This is a genomic window from Aeromicrobium sp. Root236 (genome assembly GCF_001428805.1).
Taxonomy (GTDB): Bacteria; Actinomycetota; Actinomycetes; order Propionibacteriales; family Nocardioidaceae; genus Aeromicrobium.
Map to the genome: position 1 here is coordinate 2,650,503 of NZ_LMIS01000001.1, position 21,139 is coordinate 2,671,641.

The window sequence follows — 21,139 nt, forward strand, 5'->3', positions numbered from 1 at the left end:
GCTTGAGCACGCGCATGCAGGTCGTCGGCGCAGCGGTCGTCGCGGCGATGCTGCTGCTCGTCGCCTGGGTCGTCGTGCCCGGCGAGCCGTCGCGCACCGTCACGGTCCACTTCGATCGCGCGGTCGGCGTCTATCCCGGCACGCACCTGAGGATCATGGGCGTACGCGTCGGTGAGGTCACCTCGGTGGTCCCGGAGGGCAGCAGTGTCCGGGTCACGATGACGTACGACTCCGAGTACAAGCTGCCGGCCGACGCCAAGGCCGCGGTCGTGACCCCGACCCTCGTGGCCGACCGCTACGTCCAGGTCTTCCCTGCGTACTCCAAGGGCCCGGCGATGCCGGACCACGGCGACATCCCGCTCTCGCGCACCCAGACGCCGATCGAGCTCGACCGGATGTTCAAGTCGCTCGACGACCTCGCAGTGACCCTGGGCCCGAAGTCGGGGTCGACCAAGGGCGCGCTCGACAACCTGCTGTCGGCCGGCGCCAAGGCGCTCGACGGCAACGGCGCTCTCGGCTCCAAGACGATCCGCAACCTGTCGAACGCCGCCGAGGTGTTCGCCGACAACCGCGGCCCGCTGTTCGACAACGTCCGAGCCTTGGCGCAGATCACCGACACGCTCGCCGAGAACGACACCACCGTGCAGACGTTCGTCAAGGACTTGTCGTCCGTCTCGGGCCAGCTCGCGGGCGAGCGTGACGAGCTCAAGGACGTCCTGGCGTCGCTCGCCAACGTGCTCGGGACGGTGCAGGGCTTCGTGCACGAGAACCGCGCGACGCTCGGCAAGGACATCAACCTGCTGGGCAGCCTGCTCGAGCGGGTGGACCGGCAGAAGGACGCCCTCGGCCTCGTCGTCCAGAAGGGCTCGCTGGCGATGAGCAACCTGGCCCTCGCGTTCGAGCCGAGCACGGGCACGTACGGGTCCCGCGTGCAGATCGCACCGGGACTGCAGTTCCGTCCCGACCAGTTCCTGTGCCAGACGTTGGTCAACATCGGTACGCCCGAGGCGATCTGCTCGACCATCACCAACCTGCTCCAGCCGATCCTCCCTGCGACGTCGGGCAAGTCGGCGACGCCGCAGAAGCCGGCCGCGAAGCCCGACGCCACGGCGCCGGCGCCCACGCCGCAGCAGCCCTCGTCGGGCCCCAAGAGTGGCCTGCCGGCACTGCTCGAGCTGCTGGGAGGTGGCGCATGAGGAAGCTCCGACTCGGCGCCGTCATGGGCACGCTGCTGGCGCTCCTGCTCAGCGGCTGCGGCTTCAGCGGCATCTACGACGTCCCGCTGCCCGGCAACAAGGTCAACCACGACAACGGGTTCACGGTCAAGGCCGACTTCGCCGACGCGCTCAACCTCGTCCCGCGTTCCTCCGTGATGGTCGGCGACGTGCCGGTGGGCCAGGTCGAGTCGGTCACCCGGGTCGGCTGGCACGCCCGTGTCACGATGCTGGTCCGCAAGGACGTCATCCTGCCTGCCGACGCCGAGGCGCAGATCCGTCAGACCAGCCTGCTCGGCGAGAAGTTCGTCGCGCTGTCCGCGCCTCCGGCCGATCCCGAGGGCAAGCCCGCCGCCACCGAACGGCTCGGTCCCAACGACCTCATCCCCATCGCTCGCACGGGCCGCAACCCTGAGGTCGAGGAAGTCCTCGGCGCCCTGTCACTCGTGCTGACGGGCGGTGGCGTCGGCCAGATCCAGAGCATCACCCACGAGCTCAACAAGATGATGGACGGTCGTACGGGCAAGATCCGCGACGTCCTGGGCCAGGTCGGCACCCTCGTCAGGACGCTGAACTCGCAGAAGGGCGACATCGTCCAGGCGATGGAGTCGATCAACGGGCTCAGCAGCACCCTCGTCGCCGAGAAGCAGACCATCGGCGACGCCCTCGACGCCGCCGGCCCTGCGATCAACGTCCTGCGCGAGCAGCACACGCAGCTGGTCAAGATGCTGTCGGAGCTAGACAGCCTCGGCGACGTCGGCACCCGCGTGATCAACGAGACCAAGGACGACCTGATCGCGGAGCTGGCCCACCTCGAGCCGGTCCTCCGCGAGCTGTCCGACACCGGCGACTCGCTCGTACCGGGTCTCGTCGCCGCCGCCAGCTACCCGTTCCCCATGGACGCGGCCGCCGCCATCAAGGGCGACTTCGCCAACGTCGTGTTCAAGCTGCAGATCAAGCTCACCCCGGTCAGCGAGGGCGGCCTGATCCCGACGACCCTGCAGGACGTCGTCACGTTGTGCCGCGCCACACCGCTCGCCCCGATCTGCTCACCCGCAGGCGATGCCGTGGAGCAGCTGTGCTCGGTGCTCGGCTCGCTGCCGCTCTGCAAGGACACCGATGCCAGCGAGGTCGCCGCCGCGTTGGCCAACCTCGAGAAGGGCTCCGGCACCAAGAAGCCGCCCGCCTCGTCGGGCTCCCCGGACAAGCCGGGCACCACGACACCCACGCCGGGGGCAACCGGCGGCGGTTCGGGCGGGACGCTGGCGCAGCTGCTCGAAGGACTGCTGGGAGGCGGATCGTCATGAGGCGAGGCATCAAGGTCAGGCTCATCGCGTTCGTGCTCCTGAGCGCGCTCGGCACGCTCTACATCGGCGCGTCCTACCTCGGCTTCGTCGACCAGGCACTGGGCCGCGGCTACACGGTGCACGTGCTCCTGCCGAGCTCCGGCGGCCTCTACGAGGGCAGCGAGGTCACGTATCGCGGCGTCAGGATCGGCAAGGTCGCCAAGATGGACGTCGACAACGACGGCCTGAAGGTCGACCTCGCGCTCGAGCACGGCACCAAGGTGCCGGTCGGCTCGCCGGTGTTCGTGCACAACCTCAGCGTCGTGGGGGAGCAGTACGTCTCGTTCGAGCCGACCTCCAAGAAGGGCCCCGTGCTCAAGGACGGCGACACGGTGCACGGCACCAAGGAGAGCCTCCCGCTGGGTGAGGACGTCCTCCTGCAGGACCTCAGCCACTTCGTCTCGAGCCTCGACGGCAGCGAGCTCAACACCGTCGTCACCGAGCTCGGCACGATGTTCCGCGACAACGCCAGCCCGATCCGGTCCATGGTGGACAGCGCGCAGGAGTTCATCGAGTCGGCCGCGGCCAACGAGTCGGCGACGATGGACCTGCTGGACAACGCCCAGACCGTCCTCCAGACCCAGCAGGACCACTCGGCCGAGATCCGCTCGTTCGCCCGCGACCTCTCCGCCCTGACCGGTACGCTCGCGGCCTCGGACAGCGACATCCGGCGCATCCTCGCCAAGGGTGGCCCAGCCGCTGACGAGCTGAGGAGGTTGGTGAGCACGCTGCGCACTGAGCTGCCCCCGGCCCTCAAGCACCTGACGAGCGTCACCGAGGTGCTCGACGCCCGGCTGCCCGCCCTCGAGCAGCTGCTCGTCACGTTCCCGCGACTGATCGCGGCCGGGCCGTCGGCGCTGACCCCCGGCGACCAGAAGTTCGGCCGGGTCAACCTCAACCTCAACCAGAGTCCGGCCGCGTGCACCGAGGGATACCTGCCTCCCGGACAATGGCAGCCAACGTCGAAGGAGAGCTTCTTGCCGTACTACCCGGCCGAGTGCGCGTCCGGCCCACCGGTGAACATGCGTGGCATGAAGTACGCGCCCGACCCGATCGACTGGAAGAAAGAGCTCGCTGGGGGCGACGAGTGAGCCGTACGTCCGTGGTCAACGCGGTGCTCGGCGTGGTCCTGGTGGTGTTGTGCGCGTGGCTGGTGGTGTTCGTCGTGAGCGGTGACAAGGCTGCCCCGGGCACGACACCCGCGGAGTCCGTGGCCTCGGAGTACTCCGACATCACGCGGGCCGCGCGCGCCGAGACGATGGCATTCCTCTCGGTCGACCACAAGAAGATGGACGAGCTGACCGCTCGCGTCCTCGAAGGTGCCGCCGGGACGTTCAAGAAGCAGTACCAGTCGTCCGTGAAGTCGCTCAAGGACACCGCGATCGCCCAGGAGTCGATCTCCAAGGGCAGCGTCAACGAGATCGGGCTGAGCGAGGTCGACTCAGACGCCGCGACGGTCTTCGTCGCCGCGGCCAGCAAGGTGCAGAACAAGGGCACCAAGGGCAAGGTCGAGGACCGGGCCTGGCGGATCAAGCTCTCCATGGTCAAGCAGGGCGACCGTTGGCTCGTCTCCCAGCTCGAGTTCGTGGGCTGACATGGCGAAGGTGAAGCGCGACGAACGCGTCTGTCCGTTCTGCGCCGAGACGATCAAGGCGTCGGCGATCCGCTGCCGCTTCTGCCACTCGGACGTGACCCCGTTGGTCGAGCCCGAAGCGGCTGCGAAACCGCAGGTCAGGTCCCGGCCCAAGGCGCGAGCGGCCGCCGTCGAGCCGCCCGAGGCCGATGAGCCGGAGACCGAGGAGGCGGACGAGGCCGAGGCGTCCACGGCGTCGCCGAGAGCCCGGCTCGCGACCCTCTCGCTCCACCAGCGGCTGACCGTCGTGCTGGCCCTGCTCGTCGCGCTGGCCGCCGCGGGCGTCGGCACGATGTGGTGGCAGGCCGAGCATGGCTCCGCCACGGTCGCGCCCGGCGGCACGCTGGTCGGCGAGGACGCCCGCACCGAGGTGCTGGTCGCCGGCGCCGATCTCGCGCAGCGCACCCTGTCGTACGACTACAAGACGCTGGCCAACGACATGGAGGTCGCCCGCGCCCGGATGACGCCGTCGTTCCGCAAGCAGTACGACTCCACGATGGCCGAGGTCCGCGCCAACACGACGAAGAACAAGATCGTGCTCCAGACCGTGGCCGTCTCGTCCGCGATCATCAGCGCGACCGAGCACAAGGCGAGGGTCCTAGTGTTCGTCAACCAGACCACGACCGCCGGCACCGGCAAGAACGCCAACCAGCAGGCCCTCCAGAGCAGCCTCGTCATCACGCTGACCCGAGGCGGCGGCGACTGGGCCATATCCAAACTGAAGATGCTCGGCTAGGCTAGAACACGTTCTAGTTCTGGTCCTGTGAAGCGAGGAGGCGGATCGCTGATGGCAAGGGTTGAGGTCGATTTCGACGCGTGTGAGTCGAACGCCCTGTGTGAGGCAATGGCACCCGACATGTTCTTCGTCGACGACGACGACCTGCTGCAGGTCGAGGACCCGACGGTGACGGACGACAACCGGTCGCGCGTCGAGCGCGCCGTGGCCTCCTGCCCCAAGTCGGCGCTGCGCATCGTGGACGGCGCATGAGCGAGCGCCAGCTGGGGGTCCCCCCACGAGCCCTGCGAGTAGGGGGCGCGAACGGACGAAGTGTCATGCCGTCGCGTCCGTACGCTGCTCTTCTCACGGACGTGACGGCATGACGAGCACGTCCCTCGACGGCAAGGTCGCCGTCGTCACTGGGGCAGGCGCGGGCCTGGGCCGCGCCGAGGCGATCGCCCTGGCGACCGCCGGCGCGCGTGTCGTCCTCAACGACCTGCCGGGTGCCGCGGACGATGCAGCCTCGGAGATCAAGTCGCTCGGCGGCGAGGTGGCGGTCGCCGCCGGCGACGTGGGGGAGCGGTCGACCGCCGACCTGATGATGCAGACCGCCCTCGAGTCGTTCGGTGGCCTGGACATCGTGGTCAACAACGCAGGCGTGACCCGCGACCGGATGCTGTTCAACATGTCCGACGAGGAGTTCGACCTCGTGGTCCGCATCCACCTGCGCGGCCACTTCCTGCTCTCCCGCAACGCCGCCGCCCACTGGCGCCAGGTGGCCAAGGAGACGGGTGGCACGGTCGACGCGAGCGTCATCAACACCGCGTCCGAGGCGTTCCTCACGGGCTCACCCGGCCAGGCCAACTACGCCGCGGCCAAGGGCGGCATCGCCGCGCTGACCTTGACCACCGCGCGCGGGCTGTCCCGCATCGGCGTACGAGCCAATGCCATCTGTCCCCGCGCCCGCACAGCCATGACGGCCGACGTCTTCGGGCCTGACGAGTCCGGCAGCGCGGTCGATCCCTACAGCGCCGACCACGTGGCGCCCCTGGTCGCCTACCTCGCGTCGCCGGCCGCCAGCCGCATCAGCGGACAGGTGTTCGTCGTCTACGGCGGCATGGTCGCCCTCCTGGCGGCTCCTGTGGTCGAGCAGCGCTTCGACACCGAGGGCGATCTCTGGTCGGCCGACGAGCTCGACCGTACGCTCGGCGGCTTCTTCGCCGATCGCGACCCCGAGGTCTCGTTCGCCGCCGACTCGGTCCTCTCGCTCTAGCCCATCCACCCCACCTTCACTGAGGAGCACGATGTCCCGTCTCAAGGACAAGCACGCGATCATCACCGGCGCAGCCCAAGGACAGGGCGCCGCCATCGCGCGCGCGTTCGTCGGTGAGGGCGCCCGCGTCATCATCGCCGACGTCGCCGACGGCGAGGCCCTGGCCGAGGAGCTCGGCGAAGCAGCGGCCTACTGCCGCCACGACGTCAGCGATCCCGCCTCGTGGGACCAGCTCATGACCGACGCCGAGGGTCTGCTCGGTGCACCGATCAACGTCCTGGTCAACAACGCCGGCGTGCTGCGGTTCGGTGAGGTCGACACGATGCCGCTCGAGGACCTCGACCTGCTGATCAACGTCAACATGCGGGGCTGCTTCCTCGGCATGCGGGCCGTGTCGCCGGCGATGAAGCGCAACCGGCAGGGCTCGATCATCAACTGCTCGTCGGTCGAGGGGCTCGCCGGCATGGCGTCCCTGACGGCGTACACCGGCACCAAGTTCGCGATCCGCGGCATGACCAAGGCGGCGGCCGTCGAGCTCGGCGCCTACGGCGTACGGGTCAACTCGGTGCACCCGGGCATGATCGACACCGGCATGACCCGTGACGTCGGCGGTGAGGCCGCGATGCAGTGGGGAGCGACCCGCGTGCCCCTCGAGCGCGTGGGCACGCCGGACGACGTCGCGCCGCTGTACGTCTACCTCGCCGGCGACGAGAGCGGCTACACGACCGGCGGTGAGTTCGCGGTCGACGGCGGCGTCACGGCCACGCATTCGTTCTATCCCGGCAACAGCGGGCAGGGCGGCGCGTCGTGAGATGAGCGCCTCATCGAGGAGGCGCGTCGTTGACGATGTGTCAACGAGTGATACAACTCAGTTTCAGCCAGTCAACCGGAGGCGGCCCTTGCGCATCGCACTCATGTCCTACCGCAGCAAGCCACACTGCGGCGGTCAGGGCGTCTACGTACGCCACCTCAGTCGCGAGCTGGTGGCGCTGGGGCACACCGTCGAGGTGTTCTCCGGGCAGCCCTATCCGGAGCTCGACGAGGGCGTCACGCTGACCAAGGTCCCGTCGCTCGACCTCTACCGCGAGCCCGACCCTTTCCGCACCCCCTGGCCCAACGAGTACCGCGACCTCATCGACGTCGAGGAGGTCCTGACGATGTGGACCGCGGGCTTCCCCGAGCCCAGGACGTTCAGCAAGCGCGTGGCCCGGCTGCTCAAGGGCCGCCGGGACGACTTCGACATCGTCCACGACAACCAGACGCTCGGCACCGGCATGCTCGACATCGCCGAGCAGGGCTTCCCGTTGATCACGACGATCCACCACCCGATCACGTTCGACCGGCGCATCGACATCGCCAACGCGCCGACCCTCCGCAAGAAGCTGAGCCTGCGGCGTTGGTACGGCTTCCTAGGCATGCAGAAGAAGGTCGCCCGGCAGCTGCCCAAGATCCTGACGGTCTCCGAGTCGAGCCGGCGCGACATCGTCACCGACTTCGGCGTCGACCCGTCCCGCCTCGAGGTCATCACGCTCGGCGTCGACGACGTGTTCGTCCCGCCGACCGCGCCGCGCGTGCCCGGCCGCATCGTGGCGATGGCCAGCGCCGACGCCCCGATGAAGGGCATCGCCACGCTGCTCGAGGCGTTCGCCAAGCTGCGCACCGAGCGCGACGTCGAGCTGCTCCTGGTCACGACCCTCAAGGCCGGTGGCCGCACCGAGCGACTCATCGACGAGCTGGGCATCGCCGAGCACGTGTCGTTCGTCAACGGCATCACGGACGCCGAGCTGGTCGACGTCATGGGTTCGGCCGAGGTCGCCTGCGTGCCGTCGCTCTACGAGGGCTTCTCCCTCCCGACCGCCGAGCTCATGGCCTGCGCCACGCCGCTGGTCGTCAGCCGGGCCGGTGCGATCCCGGAAGTGGTCGGCGAGGACGGCGTCTGCGCCACGCTCGTGACCCCGGGTGACGTCGGAGAGCTCGAGGCCGCGATCGAGGAGCTGCTCGACGACCCGGCACGCCGTGAGGCGATGGGCCGGGCCGGTCGCGAGCGCGTCCTGGAGAAATTCAGCTGGCGGGCCGTCGCGAGTGCGACTGCCGCGGCGTACGAAGAGGTCATCGCCGCGAATGCGGCATCGGAACACAAGGGAGACAACCGTGCTGACGATTGATTTCGACCGCCTGGGCCTGCGCCCGGGCGACCGGGTGATCGACATGGGGTGTGGCGCCGGCCGCCACGCGTTCGAGATGTATCGCCGTGGCGCGGACGTCATCGCGTTCGACCAGGATGCCGACGAGCTGGCCGGCGTGCTCGAGCTGTTCGGCGCCATGAAGGAGGCCGGCGAGGTCCCTGAAGGCGCCTCCGCCGACATCAAGGAGGGCGATGCCTTGTCGCTGCCCTTCGCCGACGGCGAGTTCGACCGGGTCGTCGCCTCCGAGGTGCTCGAGCACATCCCCGCCGACATCCAGGCGATCGGTGAGCTCGTACGCGTGCTGCGCCCCGGCGGCACGATGGCCGTGACGGTGCCCCGCTGGCTGCCCGAGGTGGTCTGCTGGAAGCTGTCCGACGACTATCACAACACCCCCGGCGGCCACATCCGGATCTACTCCGACAAGGAGCTGATCGGCAAGCTCCAGAACGCCGGCATGACCTTCGAGGGCATCGACTACGCGCACGGCCTGCACTCGCCCTACTGGTGGCTCAAGTGTGCCGTCGGGGTCACCAACGACGACCACCCGCTCGTGAAGGCGTACCACCAGGTGCTGGTCTGGGACATCATGAAGACGCGGGGCTACAGCACCGCGACCCGCCTGGCCGAGAAGGCGCTCAACCCGCTGATCGGCAAGAGCATGGTCCTCTACCTCCGCAAGCCCGAGGCCTGATGCTGACCCCCGACCAGATCGCCCAGACGGCTGCCGGCATCGCTGCGATGCAGGAGCCCGACGGGGCGATCCCGTGGACCATCGGCGAGCACACCGACGCCTGGAACCACGTCGAAGGCGCCATGGCGCTCGTGGTCGGCGGGCAGCTGGAGGCCGCGGCGGCGGCGTACGACTGGTGCGCCCGCACGCAGCGTCCCGACGGGTCCTGGCCCATGAAGATCGTCGGTGGCCGGGTCGAGGACGCCAGCAGCGAGTCCAACATGGCGGCCTACATCGCCGTCGGGGTCCTGCACCACTGGGCGATCCGCCAGGACCGGGCGTTCGTCGACCGCATGTGGCCCGTCGTACGCCGCGCGCTCGACCTCGTCGTCGACCTGCAGCTCCCGTTCGGCGGCATCGCGTGGTCGCGGGAGTGGGACGCCGACGGTCCGGCCACGGTCAACCGTGAGGCCCTCCTAGCCGGCAGCTCGAGCATCTACCAGTCGCTGCGCTGTGGCGTCGTCCTGGCCGAGCTGATGGGGGAGCCGCAGCCGGAGTGGGAGCTCGCCGGCGGCCGGCTCGGTCACGCGCTCCGCGAGCATCGCGACCGGTTTCTCGACAAGTCGACATTTTCGATGGACTGGTACTACCCCGTGCTGGGTGGGGCGGTGCGCAGTCCGGCAGCCGAGGCGCTGCTCGCGTCGGAGTGGGACACGTTCGTCGTCGACGGGCTCGGGATCCGTTGCGTCAGCACCAACCCCTGGGTCACGGGTGCCGAGACGTGCGAGCTGGCCATGGCGCTCAAGGCGATCGGCGACGACCGGGCCGAGCAGCTGTTCGCCGACATGCAGCACCTCCGCACCGAGAGCGGTGACTACTGGACCGGCTTCGTCTTCCCCGAGAACGTCAACTGGCCTGCTGAGCAGACGACCTACACCGCGGCGGCGATGATCCTCGCGTGGGACGTGCTCACCGGCACGACACCGGGCGCCGGCGTGATGACCGGCCACGAGATCGGGGTCGACTTCGACGGCATCGCGTTCGAGTGCGACTGCCCGTCATCCGACCGGTTCGCCGGCGTCTCCCCGGGTACGCGCTAGCACCCGCATCGAGCCGACCGTCTCGCGCGGCTCGAACGCCCCGGAGGCAACCGCCCGCTGCCACACGTGGAACGGGGCCTGGCCGCCGTCCTCCGGCCGCTCGAAGACGTCGTGGATCACCAGGGCGCCGCCGGGGATGAGCCAGTGGGCGAAGCCGGTGTAGTCGTTCTGGGCGTGCACCTCGGCATGGCCGCCGTCGATGAACAGCAGGCTGACCGGGGTGCGCCACCACGTCGAGACGCTCGTCGAACGGCCGACGACCGCGGTCACCTGGTCCTCGAGCCCCGCCCGGGCGATCGTCCTGCGGAACACGGGCAGCGTGTCCATGAGGCCGAACTCGTCGTCGACGAGGGATGCGTCGTGATGCTCCCAGCCGGACTGGTTCTCCTCCGAACCCCGGTGGTGGTCGATCGTGAGCACGACCCCGCCGACCTCGCGTGCTGCGGCGCCGAGGTAGATCGCCGACTTGCCGCAATACGTACCGATCTCGAGAGCGGGTCCGTGGGGGAGCCGCTCGCGGGCGACGCGGTGCAGGAACGCGCCCTCGTCCTCCGGCATGAAGCCCTTGGCCGCGACGGCGTGGGCGAGCAGGTCAGCGGGCATCTCCGGGCTCATGGGGACAGTCTGCCCGCTGCGATCACTTGCGGGTGTGCCGGCCGCGACGCAGGGAGCGCGACTTCCGCAGCCGGGGCTGCCCCTCCTGGGTCTCGACGACGCCGGGGGGCAGCTCATGCGACTCGACCTGGCGCCATTCTCCGCCGAACCGCACCTCGGCGGCGAGGAGCGGGTCGGGCACCCAGCGCCCGGTCTTGGTCTCGAAGTAGGCCGCTGACCCACCGCTCAGGCGGACGACCTCGTCGCCGGCGGGCGTGCTCAGCAGGTAGTAGCGCATGCCGCCGCCTCATCACGTGTCCCCACGATCGCAAGCATGCCTCGCCCTTTCAACCCACCCTGCGCCCATTCTTCTGCATCCGGCGCGGTTTTGGAGTCAGTCTGTTCATATTTGACGGAGATCACACCGGGAATTGCCGGCCGACCCCAATCTGCGTATTTGCTGGCGAACCCGCAGGTCAGAGGAATACCGTGAACGAGTCAAGAGGGAGCTTGGCATGTCATGTAGCCCGTGACTGCGGTCCGCCGAAGGGAGATCCGGCCTCGGCCGGATTCGTCGGATCGACGTCGCGAGTCAACGTTCAGGCAGCTGAGGGACGTACGTGCATGCACCGAGGCGGGGGCCACCCTCTTGGTGACGACCAACCGAGAGGGAGCAACCAATGATCCGAGCAACTCAGATGAGACGGGCAGCCCTGGCGCTGGCCGGGGCAGTCACCATGATCGTGGCGACCACGGCACCGGCGAGCGCCGTGTGGTGGTGGCCGACGTCTCCGCCGCCTTCGTGCGGCGACACGATCTACAAGGCCAACGGCACCGCCTGGAAGTGCACGTTCGCCGACGACTTCAACAATGGCGTGCTGGACGGCAAGAAGTGGTCGGTGCAGCAGACCGCCGCCACCGGGATGCACGTCGGACCGGAGTGCCTGGTCAACAACAGCCGCAACGTCTCGGTGTCGAGCGGCAGCCTGCACCTGACGACCCGCAAGGAGTCGTCGGAGTTCACCTGCAAGAACCCCTACGGCGACTACCGGACGCAGTACACCAGCGGTGGCGTCACCACGACCGGCAAGTTCGCGCAGACGTACGGACGCTTCGAGTTCCGCGCGAAGTTCCCGAGCCTCAAGGTCCCCGGCGTGCAGTCGGCGCTGTGGCTCTACCCGGCGACCCAGAAGTACGGCGGCTGGCCCGCCTCGGGCGAGATCGACGTCGCGGAGTTCTACAGCCAGTACCCCGACCGCTCGATCCCCTACATCCACTACAACGCCGCGAGCGACGCCGGACCGGTGACCAACTGGTCGTGCAAGCTCGACCCGGCGGTGTTCCACACGTACGTGGCGGAGTGGACGGCGACGGGCATGACGATCAGCAACGACGGCGTGGTGTGCCTGACGCACACGTTCGCCCCGGCTTCACCGCTGACCGCGCCGCAGCCGTTCGACCAGCCGTTCTCGGTCCTGCTGACGCAGGTGCTGGGCACCGCGACGAACGCGTTCAGCCCGACGGCCACCACGTTGCCGGCGACGACTGACGTCGACTGGGTCCGGGTCTGGTCGTGAGCCACGACACGATCCGCCAAGCCCCTCCCCGAAGCGGTCCGGGAGCGCTATCGTCATTCCATCGAGAGCGCAGGGCGGCTCGCTGACCTGCGGCGACGCGGTCGCGCTGCGGCCGCGTCGCCCATCACGAGGGAGCCGCCATGAACCGTCGTCGCACGCGAGCCATGGCGCTCGGCGCCGCGCTGGCGGGCCTGCTGCTCACGGCGACGGCTGTCTCGCCCGAGGCCGTGACCGCGGCACCGGGGCCGTGCGGGCCCACGATCTACAAGTCCAACGGCACTCCGTGGAGGTGCACGTTCGCGGACGACTTCAGCGGGAGCGCCCTCGACGGCCGCAAGTGGTTGCCGCAGCGGACCGCGACGACCGGGATGCGGGTCGGTCGCGAGTGCCTGGTCAACAGCGGTCGCAACGTGGCGGTGTCCGGGGGCCGGCTGCACCTGACCACACGCAAGGAGGCCGCCTGGTTCCGGTGCAAGAGCCCGTTCGGCAGCTACTCCTCGCAATGGACCAGCGGTGGCGTCACGACGAACGGCAGGTTCGCGCAGACGTACGGACGCTTCGAGTTCCGCGCGAAGTTCCCGGCCGCCAAGGTGCGGGGACTGCAGGGAGCGCTCTGGCTCTATCCGACGAAGATGACCTACGGCGCTTGGCCCGCCTCGGGTGAGATCGACGTCGCGGAGTTCTACAGCCAGTACCCGGACCGCACGATCCCCTACATCCACTACCGGTCGTCGAGCCGTGGCTCACCGGTCACCAACCTGTCCTGCAAGCTCGACCCCTCGGTGTTCCACACGTACGTCGCGGTGTGGACCCCGAGGTCCATCACGATCAGCAACGACGGCGTCGTGTGCGTAAGCCACACGATCAAGCCGGCCGGGGGACTGTTCCGCCACCTGACGGCACCCCAGCCGTTCGACCAGCCGTTCGCGGTCCTGATCACGCAGGTGCTCGGCACGGGCACGAACGCCTTCAAGTCCACCGCGACGCCGCTGCCGGCGACGACCGACGTCGACTGGGTCCGCGTCTGGTCGTGACCGTCAGAACTCGGGGAGCCGCGGCACGTACGGGGCCTCGAGCCTGGCGATCTCGTCATCGCTCAGCGTGAGGTCCAGCGAGGCGACGGCATCGGCCAGGTGCAAAGGCTTGGTGGCCCCGACGATCGGCGCCGTGACGACCTCGTGCTGCCGCACCCACGCCAGCGCGACCTGCGCGCGGGACACCCCGCGCTCGGCGGCGATCTCGCCGACCGCCGCCGCGATCGCCCGGTCGGAGTCCTCGGCCTGCTGGTAGTAGCCCTTGGCGACCTCGTCGCCGTCGCTGCGTGTCGTGCTCAGGTCATCCCAGTCGCGGGTGAGACGGCCACGCGCGAGGGGGCTCCACGGGATCACGCCGATGCCCTCGTCGAGGCAGAACGGGTGCATCTCGCGCTCCTCCTCGCGTTGGACGAGGTTGTACTGGTCCTGCATCGAGATGAACGGGGTCCAGCCGTTGAGGTCGGCGGCGTGCTGGGCCTGGGCGAGCTGCCAGGCGTACATCGAGGAGGCGCCGATGAAGCGCGCCTTGCCGGCCCTGACGACCTCGTCGAGCGCCTCCATGGTCTCCTCGATCGGGACCTCGGGGTCCCAGCGGTGGATCTGGTAGAGGTCGACGTAGTCCGTGCCGAGCCGCCGCAGGCTCGCGTCGATCTGGGTCAGCACCGCGGTGCGCGACAGTCCACCGGTCGAGGGGTCGCCGCCCATCGGGTAGAACAGCTTGGTCGCGATGACGACGTCCTCGCGCCGGGCGAAGTCGGCCAGCGCGCGGCCGACGATCTCCTCGCTGGTGCCGTCGGAGTACATGTTGGCGGTGTCGAACGTCGTGATGCCGGCGTCGAGCGCCTGCTGGATGAAGGGCCGGCTCTGGTCCTCCGGCAGCGACCAGGGGTGCGTACCGCGATCCGGGTCGCCGTAGCTCATGCAGCCGAGGATGATGCTCGACACCTCGAGGTCGCTGGTTCCCAGCGTGACGCGGTCCATGACCCGATCATGCCGTGCCCCGCCAGCAGGTGTTGGGAGGTCTGGCAGTCTGGAGGCATGCCATTGACCGGAGAGTACGCACCGAGCACGTCCGACTGGGCCCGCGAGCAGGCCGAGCTGTTCGAGAGCACCAACGGCGCCGAGGGCAACACGTTGCAAGGGCGCCCGATCATCCTGCTGACGACACTCGGCGCGACCTCGGGCAAGCTCCGCAAGACCGCGCTGATGCGGGTCGAGCACGACGGCCAGTACGCCATCGTCGCCTCACGAGGTGGAGCGCCGAAGCACCCGAGCTGGTACTACAACGTCGTCAACGCGCCGTTGGTCGAGCTGCAGGACGGCCCGGTCCGCAAGGACTACGTGCCGCGCGAGCTCAGCGGCGAGGAGCGGGACATCTGGTGGGCCCGGGCGTTGGAGGTCTGGCCGGACTACGCGAACTACCAGAAGAAGACCGACCGGATCATCCCGGTCTTCCTGCTGACCCCCGTCGACTGACGCGAGGCCGCCTGGTCTCACCCCGCGGGACGGCTCGTACGACGCCGCCCCGGTGAACCCTGCGTGTGTGAGGATTCCGGTCAACGGATTCCGCGATCCGACCGCCCCTCCACACGAATGGACGACGATGTCGACGTATCGCGGACCCCTGTCATCAGCCAATGGAATCTCGCGCAGGTCCTTCGTCAGGGCCGCTTCGCTGGCGGTGCCCGTGACGTTCCTCGCCACGTCCGGCGCGCCCTTGAGGCTCGGGGAACGTGCCACAGCTGCTTCGGTGGCCACCTCGACGTACACGCACCCCGGGCTCCTGCACACGCTCTCCGACCTCAACCGCATCTCCGCCCGGACCGGCACCGAGCCGTGGGCGGGGGGCTGGGCCCGGCTCACCGCCAACGGTCGGTCGGGTGCGACCTGGACGCCTCGCCCGGTCGAGACCGTCATCCGGGGCGGCACCGGACAGAACTACGGGCCGTTGTTCACCGACATCCATGCGGCGTACCAGAACGCCCTGCGGTGGCGCATCTCCGGCGACGAGGCCCACGGTGTAGCAGCGGTGCGGATCCTCAACGCGTGGTCCGCGACCCTCAAGACGGTCACCGGCAACGCCGACCGGTTCCTCGCCGCGGGCATCTACGGCTACCAGTTCGCGAACGCGGCGGAGCTCGTCCGCGACCGTCCTGACTTCGAGCTCGCGCGGTTCCGAGACATGCTGCTCTCGATCTTCCACCCGATGAACGAGCAGTTCCTCACCGACCACAACGGCGCGGTGATCACGAACTATTGGGCCAACTGGGACCTCTGCAACATGGCCTCGATCCTCGCGATCGGCATCTTCACCGACCGCGACGACCTCGTCGACCGGGCCGTCGACTACTTCCACACGGGTGCCGGCAACGGCTCCCTCGCGCACGCCGTGCCGTACGTCCACGACGAGGGACTCGGGCAGTGGCAGGAGAGCGGCCGGGACCAGGGCCACACCATCATGGGGATCGGCCTCATGGGCGCGTTCTGCGAGATGGCGTGGAACCAGGGGATCGACTGCTACGGAGCTGACGACAACCGCTTCCTGAAAGGTGCTGAATACGTCGCGAGGTACAACCTCGGCCACGACGTGCCGTTCACGCCGTACACCTGGCAGTCGGGGCCGCGCGCGACGACCGCCTCGCACGCCGGTTGGCAGACGCAGACCGTGCCCGGTGCAGGAGGCCGCGGCCAGGGCCGGCCCGTGTGGGACCAGGTGCTGGGGCACTACTCGGGCCGCATGGGGCTCGACACCCCGTGGGTCGCCGAGATCGCCGCGAGCCTGCGGCCCGACGGCGGCGGCGGGGACTACGGGCCGAACTCCGGCGGCTACGACCAGCTGGGCTTCGGCACCCTCACGCAGTACGTCGGCACAACCGGCCGCCGGGTGACGCGGCTACAGAGCTTCAACAAACCGAGAAGCTACGTGCGGCACGCGGGATCGGTCGTTCGTCTGCAGTCGACGTCCTCGCCGATCAGGCCCTCGGAGTTCCGTGTGGTTGCCGGCCTTGCAGGCACGTCTCGCGGGCGGGTGTCGTTCGAAGCCGTGAACGCGCCCGGGCACTTCTTGCGGCACCGCGGCTTCGAGCTGCGCCTCGTCCGGAACGACCGCTCGAAGGAGTTCGCCGCGCATGCCACGTTCATCCCCGTGGCGGGGCTGGCGGACGTGCGGCTGACGTCCTTCAGGGCGCACAACCTCCCTGATCGCCACCTCCGGCACAACGGCCTTGGCCTTCGGCTCGACGTGATCCGAAGCGCGACCGCCCGTGCCGACGCGACGTTCCGCATGGTCGACTGAGTCAGGGCACGATCGAGTCGACGTAGCCGCCGTCCACCCGTACGGCGGCGCCTGTCGTCGCGGACGCCAGCGGTGAGCTCAGGTAGGCCACCAGGTTGGCGATCTCCTCGGGCTCGATCAGGCGCTGCAGCAACGACTGGGGACGGTGGACGCGCATGAACTCGGCCTGCGCCTCGTCCCACGGCAGCTCGTCGCCGACCAGCGACCGTACGAAGTCCTCGACGCCACCGGTGTGGGTCGGCCCGGCGATGACGGAGTTGACCGTGACGCCGGAGCCGGCCGCCTCCTTGGCGAAACCTCGCGACACGGCCAGGAGCGCGGTCTTGGACATCCCGTAGTGCACCATCTCGACCGGGATGACGACGGCCGAGTCGCTGGCGATGTTCTGCACGCGGCCCCAGCCCCGCGCCATCATGCCGGGCAGATAGGTGCGGATGAGGCGGACGGCGCTCATGACGTTGACGTCGAAGTAGCGGCGCCATTCCTCGTCGGTGATCTCGAGCGCAGGGCGGGCTTCGAAGATGCCGAGGTTGTTGGTCAGGATGTCGATGTCGGGCAGGAGCGAGACGACTTGTGCCACCCCGTCGTCCGTCGTGACGTCGGCGGCGACCTCGACGAGGTCCGCCTCGGGCACCAACCCGCGGATCTCGTCGACCGCGCGGGACACCGAGTCGTCGCTGCGCCCGTTGACGCCGACCCGCGCGCCTGCACCGGCGAGAGCCGTGGCGATGGCGAGACCGATGCCCTGGGTCGATCCGGTCACGAGGGCGGTGCGTCCGTTGAGGTCGATCTGCATGCGATCCACTGTGGCACGCAGCGGCAACGGTGCCGAGTGGCCGGGCGCCCGGAATATCTCGACGCTGAGCCTCCTTGACCCCGGCATGACTTCCACACTCTCCGCAACCACGTCCGGCACGTTCCAGCTCGGTGGCGACCTCTCGGTCGTACGCCTCGGGTACGGCGCGATGCAGATCACCGGCGACGGCGTCTGGGGCGAGCCCCGCGACCGCGACGAGGCCGTCAGCGTCCTCCGCCGTGCGGTCGAGCTCGGCGTGACGTTCATCGACACCGCCGACTCCTACGGGCCCAACGTGTCCGAGGAGATCATCCGTGAGGCGCTGCACCCGTACGCCGACGACGTCGTGGTCGCCACGAAGGCCGGTCTCACCCGCACGGGTCCCGGCGAGTGGATCCCGGTCGGCCGTCCCGCGTACCTCAAGCAGCAGGTCGAGCTCAGCCTGCGCCGCCTGGGCGTCGACCGCATCGACCTGATCCAGCTGCACCGCATCGACCCCGAGGTCCCGGTCGCGGACCAGGTCGGCGCGTTCAAGGAGCTGCAGGAGCAGGGCAAGGTGCGCCACATCGGTCTGAGCGAGGTCACCGTCGACGAGCTCAAGGAGGCACAGAAGACCGCCGAGATCGTGTCGGTCCAGAACCTCTACAACCTCGCCGACCGGCGTGCCGAGGCGCTGCTCGACCACGTGACGGACGAGGGCATCGCGTTCATCCCGTGGTTCCCGCTCGCCACAGGTGGCCTGGTCAAGGATGGCGGCCCGCTCGTCGAGATCGCGAAGGAGCAGGGCGCGACGCCGTCGCAGCTCGCCCTCGCGTGGCTGCTGAAGCGCTCGCCCGTCGTGCTGCCGATCCCGGGCACGTCGACCGTGTCGCACCTGGAGGACAACATCGGCGGCGCGGCGATCGAGTTGACCGACGAGCAGTTCCAGGCGCTGTCCGACGCTGTCTGACCCGTTGCGGGTGGCCCGACATGATGGGGACATGCATCCCCTGCGTGAGCTGACCCTCGAGGACCTGCGCCGCCGCACGAGCGTGAAGTGGCGGGAGTACGACCCGGACGTGCTGCCCCTGTGGGTCGCCGAGATGGACGTACGTCTCGCCGAGCCGATCGCTCGTGCGGTCAACGCGGCGGTCGCCGAGGGTGATACGGGCTATCCGCACGGCACGGCGTACGCGGAGGCGTTCGTCGCGTTCGCGAGCCAGAGGTGGTCGTGGACGGTCGATCCGGGCCGTACGTCACTCGTCGCCGATGTCATGACGGGCATCGTCGAGGCGATCCGCCTGGTGTCCTCGCCCGGTGACCCCGTCGTGGTGAACCCTCCGGTCTATCCGCCGTTCTTCGGATACGTCGAGCACGCCGGCCGGAATGTCGTCGAGGCGCCGCTCGGCGATCATGGCCGGCTCGACCTCGATGCGCTCGAGGCGGCGTTCATCCGTGCCGGCTCCGAGGGCCGCCCGGTGACGTACCTCCTGTGCAACCCGCAGAACCCCACGGCTGTCGTGCACACCGCAGAGGAGCTGGGCGGCGTCGCGGCCCTTGCCCAGACGTACGCGGTGCGGGTCGTGGTCGACGAGATCCACGCACCGCTGGTCGCCGAGGGCTTCGTGCCCTATCTGACCGTGCCCGGCGCCGCGAACGCGTTCAGCCTCGTGTCGGCCACCAAGGCCTGGAACCTCGCCGGCATGAAGGCCGCCCTGCTGGTCGCGGGCGAGGATGCCGCGGCCGACCTGGCCCGGTTGCCCGAGATCGTGGGCCACGGGCCGAGCCACTTCGGCGACCTGGCGCACACGACGGCGTTCCGTGAAGGCGGCGACTGGCTCGACGCCCTGCACGCCGACCTCGCCGACAACCGGAAGCTGCTCGCAGACCTCCTCGCCGAGCACCTCCCGGCAGCCCGTTGGGGCGAGGGCCCCGGGACGTTCCTCGCGTGGATCGACTGCCGCGACCTGGGCCTCGGCGACGACCCAGCGGAGGCGTTCCTCGAGCGCGGCCGGGTGGCGGTCAACTCCGGCCTGCCGTTCCACAACGGCGCGGGTCACGTACGCCTCAACTTCGGCACGACGCCCGACGTCCTCACCGAGGCCGTGGAGCGGATGGGCCGCGTCGTCTGAGGCTGCGTACGACTCGACGTGCCGACCCGGTGAGGGCGACCTAGCGTTGAGGCATGGGTGAGTCACCGAAACCTGAGCACACACGGCCCGAGGGGGTCGACGACGTCACGGTCGAGGCGCTGGGCAAGCTGAGCGAGGCCCTCGAGGTCATCGAGGAGGCCCGTGGGCTGCTCTACACGTTCCACCGCCGCACCGGCGAGGCCGACCTGGCGCTCGACGAGGCGGTCGACCTGTTCCGCCGCGCCGGCCACGACGAGATCGCCGACCGGCTCTCGACCGAGCTGATCGGCCGCAACGTGCTCGAGGGGCGCTGGACGTTCCAGGTCGTCGAGGAGTACGACGCGGGCTACTACGCCGCCTTCAAGGAGCACGAGAGGTCCGCGCGCGAGGCGCTCGCTGACGGGCGTACGCACCTGTTCGAGGCCGAGATGAAAGAGGACCGGCGCACGCACGGCCGTCGGCACCACGAGGCGACTCCCGATTGAGGCGGTTACGGCTCGGCGAACCGGGTACGTGAAGTGGAGCCGATGAAAGGAGTTCCTCATGGGACTGGATGACAAGCTGAGCAACGCCGCCGAGGACGCCAAGGGCAAGGCCAAGGAGGCCGTCGGCGGAGCGACCAACGACGACGAGCTCGAGCGCCAGGGCAAGACCGACCAGGCCAAGTCCGACCTCAAGGACGCAGCCGAGAACGTCAAGGACGCCTTCAAGCACTGAGCAACCCACAAGGAGCGCCCCGACCGCCTGGTCGGGGCGCTCTTCTGTACGCCCGAGGGAGCGGTGGGAGAGTCGCCCATCAGGTTGCCGGATGGGCGAGCAGGTCACCGCTCACCGGCGTGAGGGGCGAGCAGGTCACCGCTCCGCGTCAGGGCAGCGCTTCGAGCACCTCGAGCGTCCGTGCCCAGGCCGATGACCGAGGCTCGATGACGTCGAAGTGGCCGCCGTCGACCTCGATGAGCTCGGCATCACCGCCGGCGGCGTTCGTCCGGTCGACGTACGTGATCGACTGGCTGATCGGCACGGTGTCGTCGTCCGCGGCGTGCACGCACCGGACCGGCACGCCGAGGGGGATCTGGACGCTGGGGTCTGCGTACGTCGTGTCGGTGTGGTCGCCCATGAACGCCCGCGCAGCACCGCTGCCGAGATGCACTGCCGTGTCGAAGTCGAGCACCCCCGCCTGCGAGATCGCGGCGGTGACCGGCACGGCGACGGCAGCCCAGGGCGTACCGGCAAGACCGGGCCGCCCGGCCGCCCACACCGCGAGGTGACCGCCCGCCGAGTGCCCCATCGTGATGACGCGCGAGGTGTCGAGCCCGTCGACGGAGGCGAGCGCGTCGATGCCCGCTGCGACGTCGTCGAGGGTCTGCGGGTAGCCGCCACCGTTGCCCACCCGGCGGTACTCCAGGTTGTACGCCGTCCAGCCGTGCTCGACGAGCGACGCCGCGAGCGGGCGACCGAGCGAGAGGTCGTACCTGGCGCGCCAGAATCCACCGTGGACGACGACGACCACGCCCTTCGAGGGCCCGTCAGGCCGGCTGAGCTCGCCGAGCTGCTCCGGGTCGTCCCCGTACCGGATGAGATCCACGTCAGCC

Annotated in this window: 24 protein-coding genes; 19 read left to right on the forward strand and 5 right to left on the reverse strand. The window is 69.4% G+C overall.

Annotation, left to right across the window (positions count from 1 at the left end):
* Positions 1 to 2: 2 nt before the first annotated feature.
* The 11 genes from ASE12_RS13345 to ASE12_RS13395 all read left to right on the forward strand — a co-directional run bounded on the left by ASE12_RS13345 (position 3) and on the right by ASE12_RS13395 (position 10,140).
* Positions 3 to 1,196: an MCE family protein gene (locus tag ASE12_RS13345; protein WP_162255488.1), complete on the forward strand. Its 1,194-nt coding sequence runs from the start codon at positions 3 to 5 to the stop codon at positions 1,194 to 1,196.
* Entirely contained in the window at positions 1,193 to 2,521 is a 1,329-nt protein-coding gene (locus ASE12_RS13350) for an MCE family protein (protein ID WP_082582252.1), read from the forward strand. Before ASE12_RS13345 ends, ASE12_RS13350 begins: the two co-directional genes overlap by 4 nt.
* On the forward strand, positions 2,518 to 3,651 hold the full coding sequence (locus tag ASE12_RS13355) for an MCE family protein (protein WP_056401440.1): 1,134 nt from the start codon (positions 2,518 to 2,520) through the stop codon (positions 3,649 to 3,651). The genes ASE12_RS13350 and ASE12_RS13355 overlap by 4 nt, the downstream gene beginning before the upstream one ends.
* Complete coding sequence (locus ASE12_RS13360; protein ID WP_056401442.1) at positions 3,648 to 4,154, forward strand: hypothetical protein; 507 nt, start codon at positions 3,648 to 3,650, stop codon at positions 4,152 to 4,154. Before ASE12_RS13355 ends, ASE12_RS13360 begins: the two co-directional genes overlap by 4 nt.
* 1 nt (position 4,155) lies before the next feature.
* A complete protein-coding gene (locus tag ASE12_RS13365; protein ID WP_056401445.1) occupies positions 4,156 to 4,929 on the forward strand; it encodes a hypothetical protein in 774 nt (257 codons plus the stop codon).
* A gap of 51 nt (positions 4,930 to 4,980) precedes the next feature.
* Positions 4,981 to 5,181 carry a ferredoxin gene (locus ASE12_RS13370; protein ID WP_056401448.1) on the forward strand — a complete coding sequence of 67 codons (201 nt, stop codon included), beginning with the start codon at positions 4,981 to 4,983 and terminating at the stop codon, positions 5,179 to 5,181.
* Positions 5,182 to 5,290: 109 nt separating this feature from the next.
* On the forward strand, positions 5,291 to 6,184 hold the full coding sequence (locus ASE12_RS13375) for a 3-oxoacyl-ACP reductase (protein ID WP_056401449.1): 894 nt from the start codon (positions 5,291 to 5,293) through the stop codon (positions 6,182 to 6,184).
* 31 nt (positions 6,185 to 6,215) lie between these two features.
* Complete coding sequence (locus ASE12_RS13380) at positions 6,216 to 6,995, forward strand: SDR family oxidoreductase (protein ID WP_056401452.1); 780 nt, start codon at positions 6,216 to 6,218, stop codon at positions 6,993 to 6,995.
* A gap of 88 nt (positions 6,996 to 7,083) precedes the next feature.
* Entirely contained in the window at positions 7,084 to 8,349 is a 1,266-nt protein-coding gene (locus ASE12_RS13385) for a glycosyltransferase family 4 protein (RefSeq protein ID WP_056401454.1), read from the forward strand.
* Positions 8,336 to 9,061, forward strand: a complete 726-nt coding sequence (locus ASE12_RS13390; protein ID WP_056401457.1) for a class I SAM-dependent methyltransferase — start codon at positions 8,336 to 8,338, stop codon at positions 9,059 to 9,061. The genes ASE12_RS13385 and ASE12_RS13390 overlap by 14 nt, the downstream gene beginning before the upstream one ends.
* Positions 9,061 to 10,140 (forward strand): prenyltransferase, encoded by a 1,080-nt coding sequence (locus ASE12_RS13395; protein ID WP_056401461.1) that lies wholly within the window; start codon positions 9,061 to 9,063, stop codon positions 10,138 to 10,140. Before ASE12_RS13390 ends, ASE12_RS13395 begins: the two co-directional genes overlap by 1 nt.
* On the opposite strand, the gene ASE12_RS13400 is transcribed toward ASE12_RS13395, so the two are convergent.
* Complete coding sequence (locus tag ASE12_RS13400; protein WP_235508911.1) at positions 10,099 to 10,755, reverse strand: class I SAM-dependent methyltransferase; 657 nt, start codon at positions 10,753 to 10,755, stop codon at positions 10,099 to 10,101. The two genes, ASE12_RS13395 and ASE12_RS13400, sit on opposite strands and share 42 nt — an antisense overlap.
* A gap of 22 nt (positions 10,756 to 10,777) precedes the next feature.
* Positions 10,778 to 11,032 carry a hypothetical protein gene (locus tag ASE12_RS13405; RefSeq protein ID WP_056401467.1) on the reverse strand — a complete coding sequence of 85 codons (255 nt, stop codon included), beginning with the start codon at positions 11,030 to 11,032 and terminating at the stop codon, positions 10,778 to 10,780.
* 400 nt (positions 11,033 to 11,432) lie between these two features.
* Between ASE12_RS13405 and ASE12_RS13410 the strand changes: the two genes are divergently transcribed.
* Both ASE12_RS13410 and ASE12_RS13415 read left to right on the forward strand, forming a co-directional pair.
* Entirely contained in the window at positions 11,433 to 12,311 is an 879-nt protein-coding gene (locus tag ASE12_RS13410; RefSeq protein WP_056401470.1) for a family 16 glycosylhydrolase, read from the forward strand.
* Positions 12,312 to 12,451: 140 nt separating this feature from the next.
* A complete protein-coding gene (locus ASE12_RS13415; protein ID WP_082582254.1) occupies positions 12,452 to 13,345 on the forward strand; it encodes a family 16 glycosylhydrolase in 894 nt (297 codons plus the stop codon).
* 3 nt (positions 13,346 to 13,348) lie between these two features.
* Here the strand turns inward: ASE12_RS13415 and ASE12_RS13420 are convergent, their stop codons facing one another.
* On the reverse strand, positions 13,349 to 14,326 hold the full coding sequence (locus tag ASE12_RS13420) for an aldo/keto reductase (protein WP_056401475.1): 978 nt from the start codon (positions 14,324 to 14,326) through the stop codon (positions 13,349 to 13,351).
* 57 nt (positions 14,327 to 14,383) lie between these two features.
* Between ASE12_RS13420 and ASE12_RS13425 the strand changes: the two genes are divergently transcribed.
* Both ASE12_RS13425 and ASE12_RS13430 read left to right on the forward strand, forming a co-directional pair.
* Positions 14,384 to 14,821, forward strand: coding sequence for a nitroreductase family deazaflavin-dependent oxidoreductase (locus ASE12_RS13425; protein WP_056401479.1), 438 nt, complete (start codon positions 14,384 to 14,386; stop codon positions 14,819 to 14,821).
* A gap of 211 nt (positions 14,822 to 15,032) precedes the next feature.
* Positions 15,033 to 16,640 (forward strand): AbfB domain-containing protein, encoded by a 1,608-nt coding sequence (locus ASE12_RS13430; RefSeq protein ID WP_200955024.1) that lies wholly within the window; start codon positions 15,033 to 15,035, stop codon positions 16,638 to 16,640.
* A gap of 1 nt (position 16,641) precedes the next feature.
* On the opposite strand, the gene ASE12_RS13435 is transcribed toward ASE12_RS13430, so the two are convergent.
* On the reverse strand, positions 16,642 to 17,436 hold the full coding sequence (locus ASE12_RS13435) for an SDR family NAD(P)-dependent oxidoreductase (protein WP_056401480.1): 795 nt from the start codon (positions 17,434 to 17,436) through the stop codon (positions 16,642 to 16,644).
* A gap of 85 nt (positions 17,437 to 17,521) precedes the next feature.
* On the opposite strand from ASE12_RS13435, the gene ASE12_RS13440 reads away from it, so the two are divergent.
* From ASE12_RS13440 to ASE12_RS19800, 4 genes are read left to right on the forward strand one after another with little or no spacing between them, the layout of a single operon-like run.
* Positions 17,522 to 18,385: an aldo/keto reductase gene (locus ASE12_RS13440; RefSeq protein ID WP_056401483.1), complete on the forward strand. Its 864-nt coding sequence runs from the start codon at positions 17,522 to 17,524 to the stop codon at positions 18,383 to 18,385.
* 31 nt (positions 18,386 to 18,416) lie between these two features.
* Entirely contained in the window at positions 18,417 to 19,547 is a 1,131-nt protein-coding gene (locus tag ASE12_RS13445) for a MalY/PatB family protein (protein ID WP_056401486.1), read from the forward strand.
* 53 nt (positions 19,548 to 19,600) lie between these two features.
* Positions 19,601 to 20,032: a hypothetical protein gene (locus tag ASE12_RS13450; RefSeq protein WP_056401489.1), complete on the forward strand. Its 432-nt coding sequence runs from the start codon at positions 19,601 to 19,603 to the stop codon at positions 20,030 to 20,032.
* Positions 20,033 to 20,090: 58 nt separating this feature from the next.
* A complete protein-coding gene (locus ASE12_RS19800; RefSeq protein ID WP_082582255.1) occupies positions 20,091 to 20,264 on the forward strand; it encodes a CsbD family protein in 174 nt (57 codons plus the stop codon).
* Between the two features lie 148 nt (positions 20,265 to 20,412).
* On the opposite strand, the gene ASE12_RS13455 is transcribed toward ASE12_RS19800, so the two are convergent.
* Positions 20,413 to 21,132, reverse strand: coding sequence for an alpha/beta hydrolase (locus tag ASE12_RS13455; protein WP_200955025.1), 720 nt, complete (start codon positions 21,130 to 21,132; stop codon positions 20,413 to 20,415).
* Positions 21,133 to 21,139 lie beyond the last annotated feature (7 nt).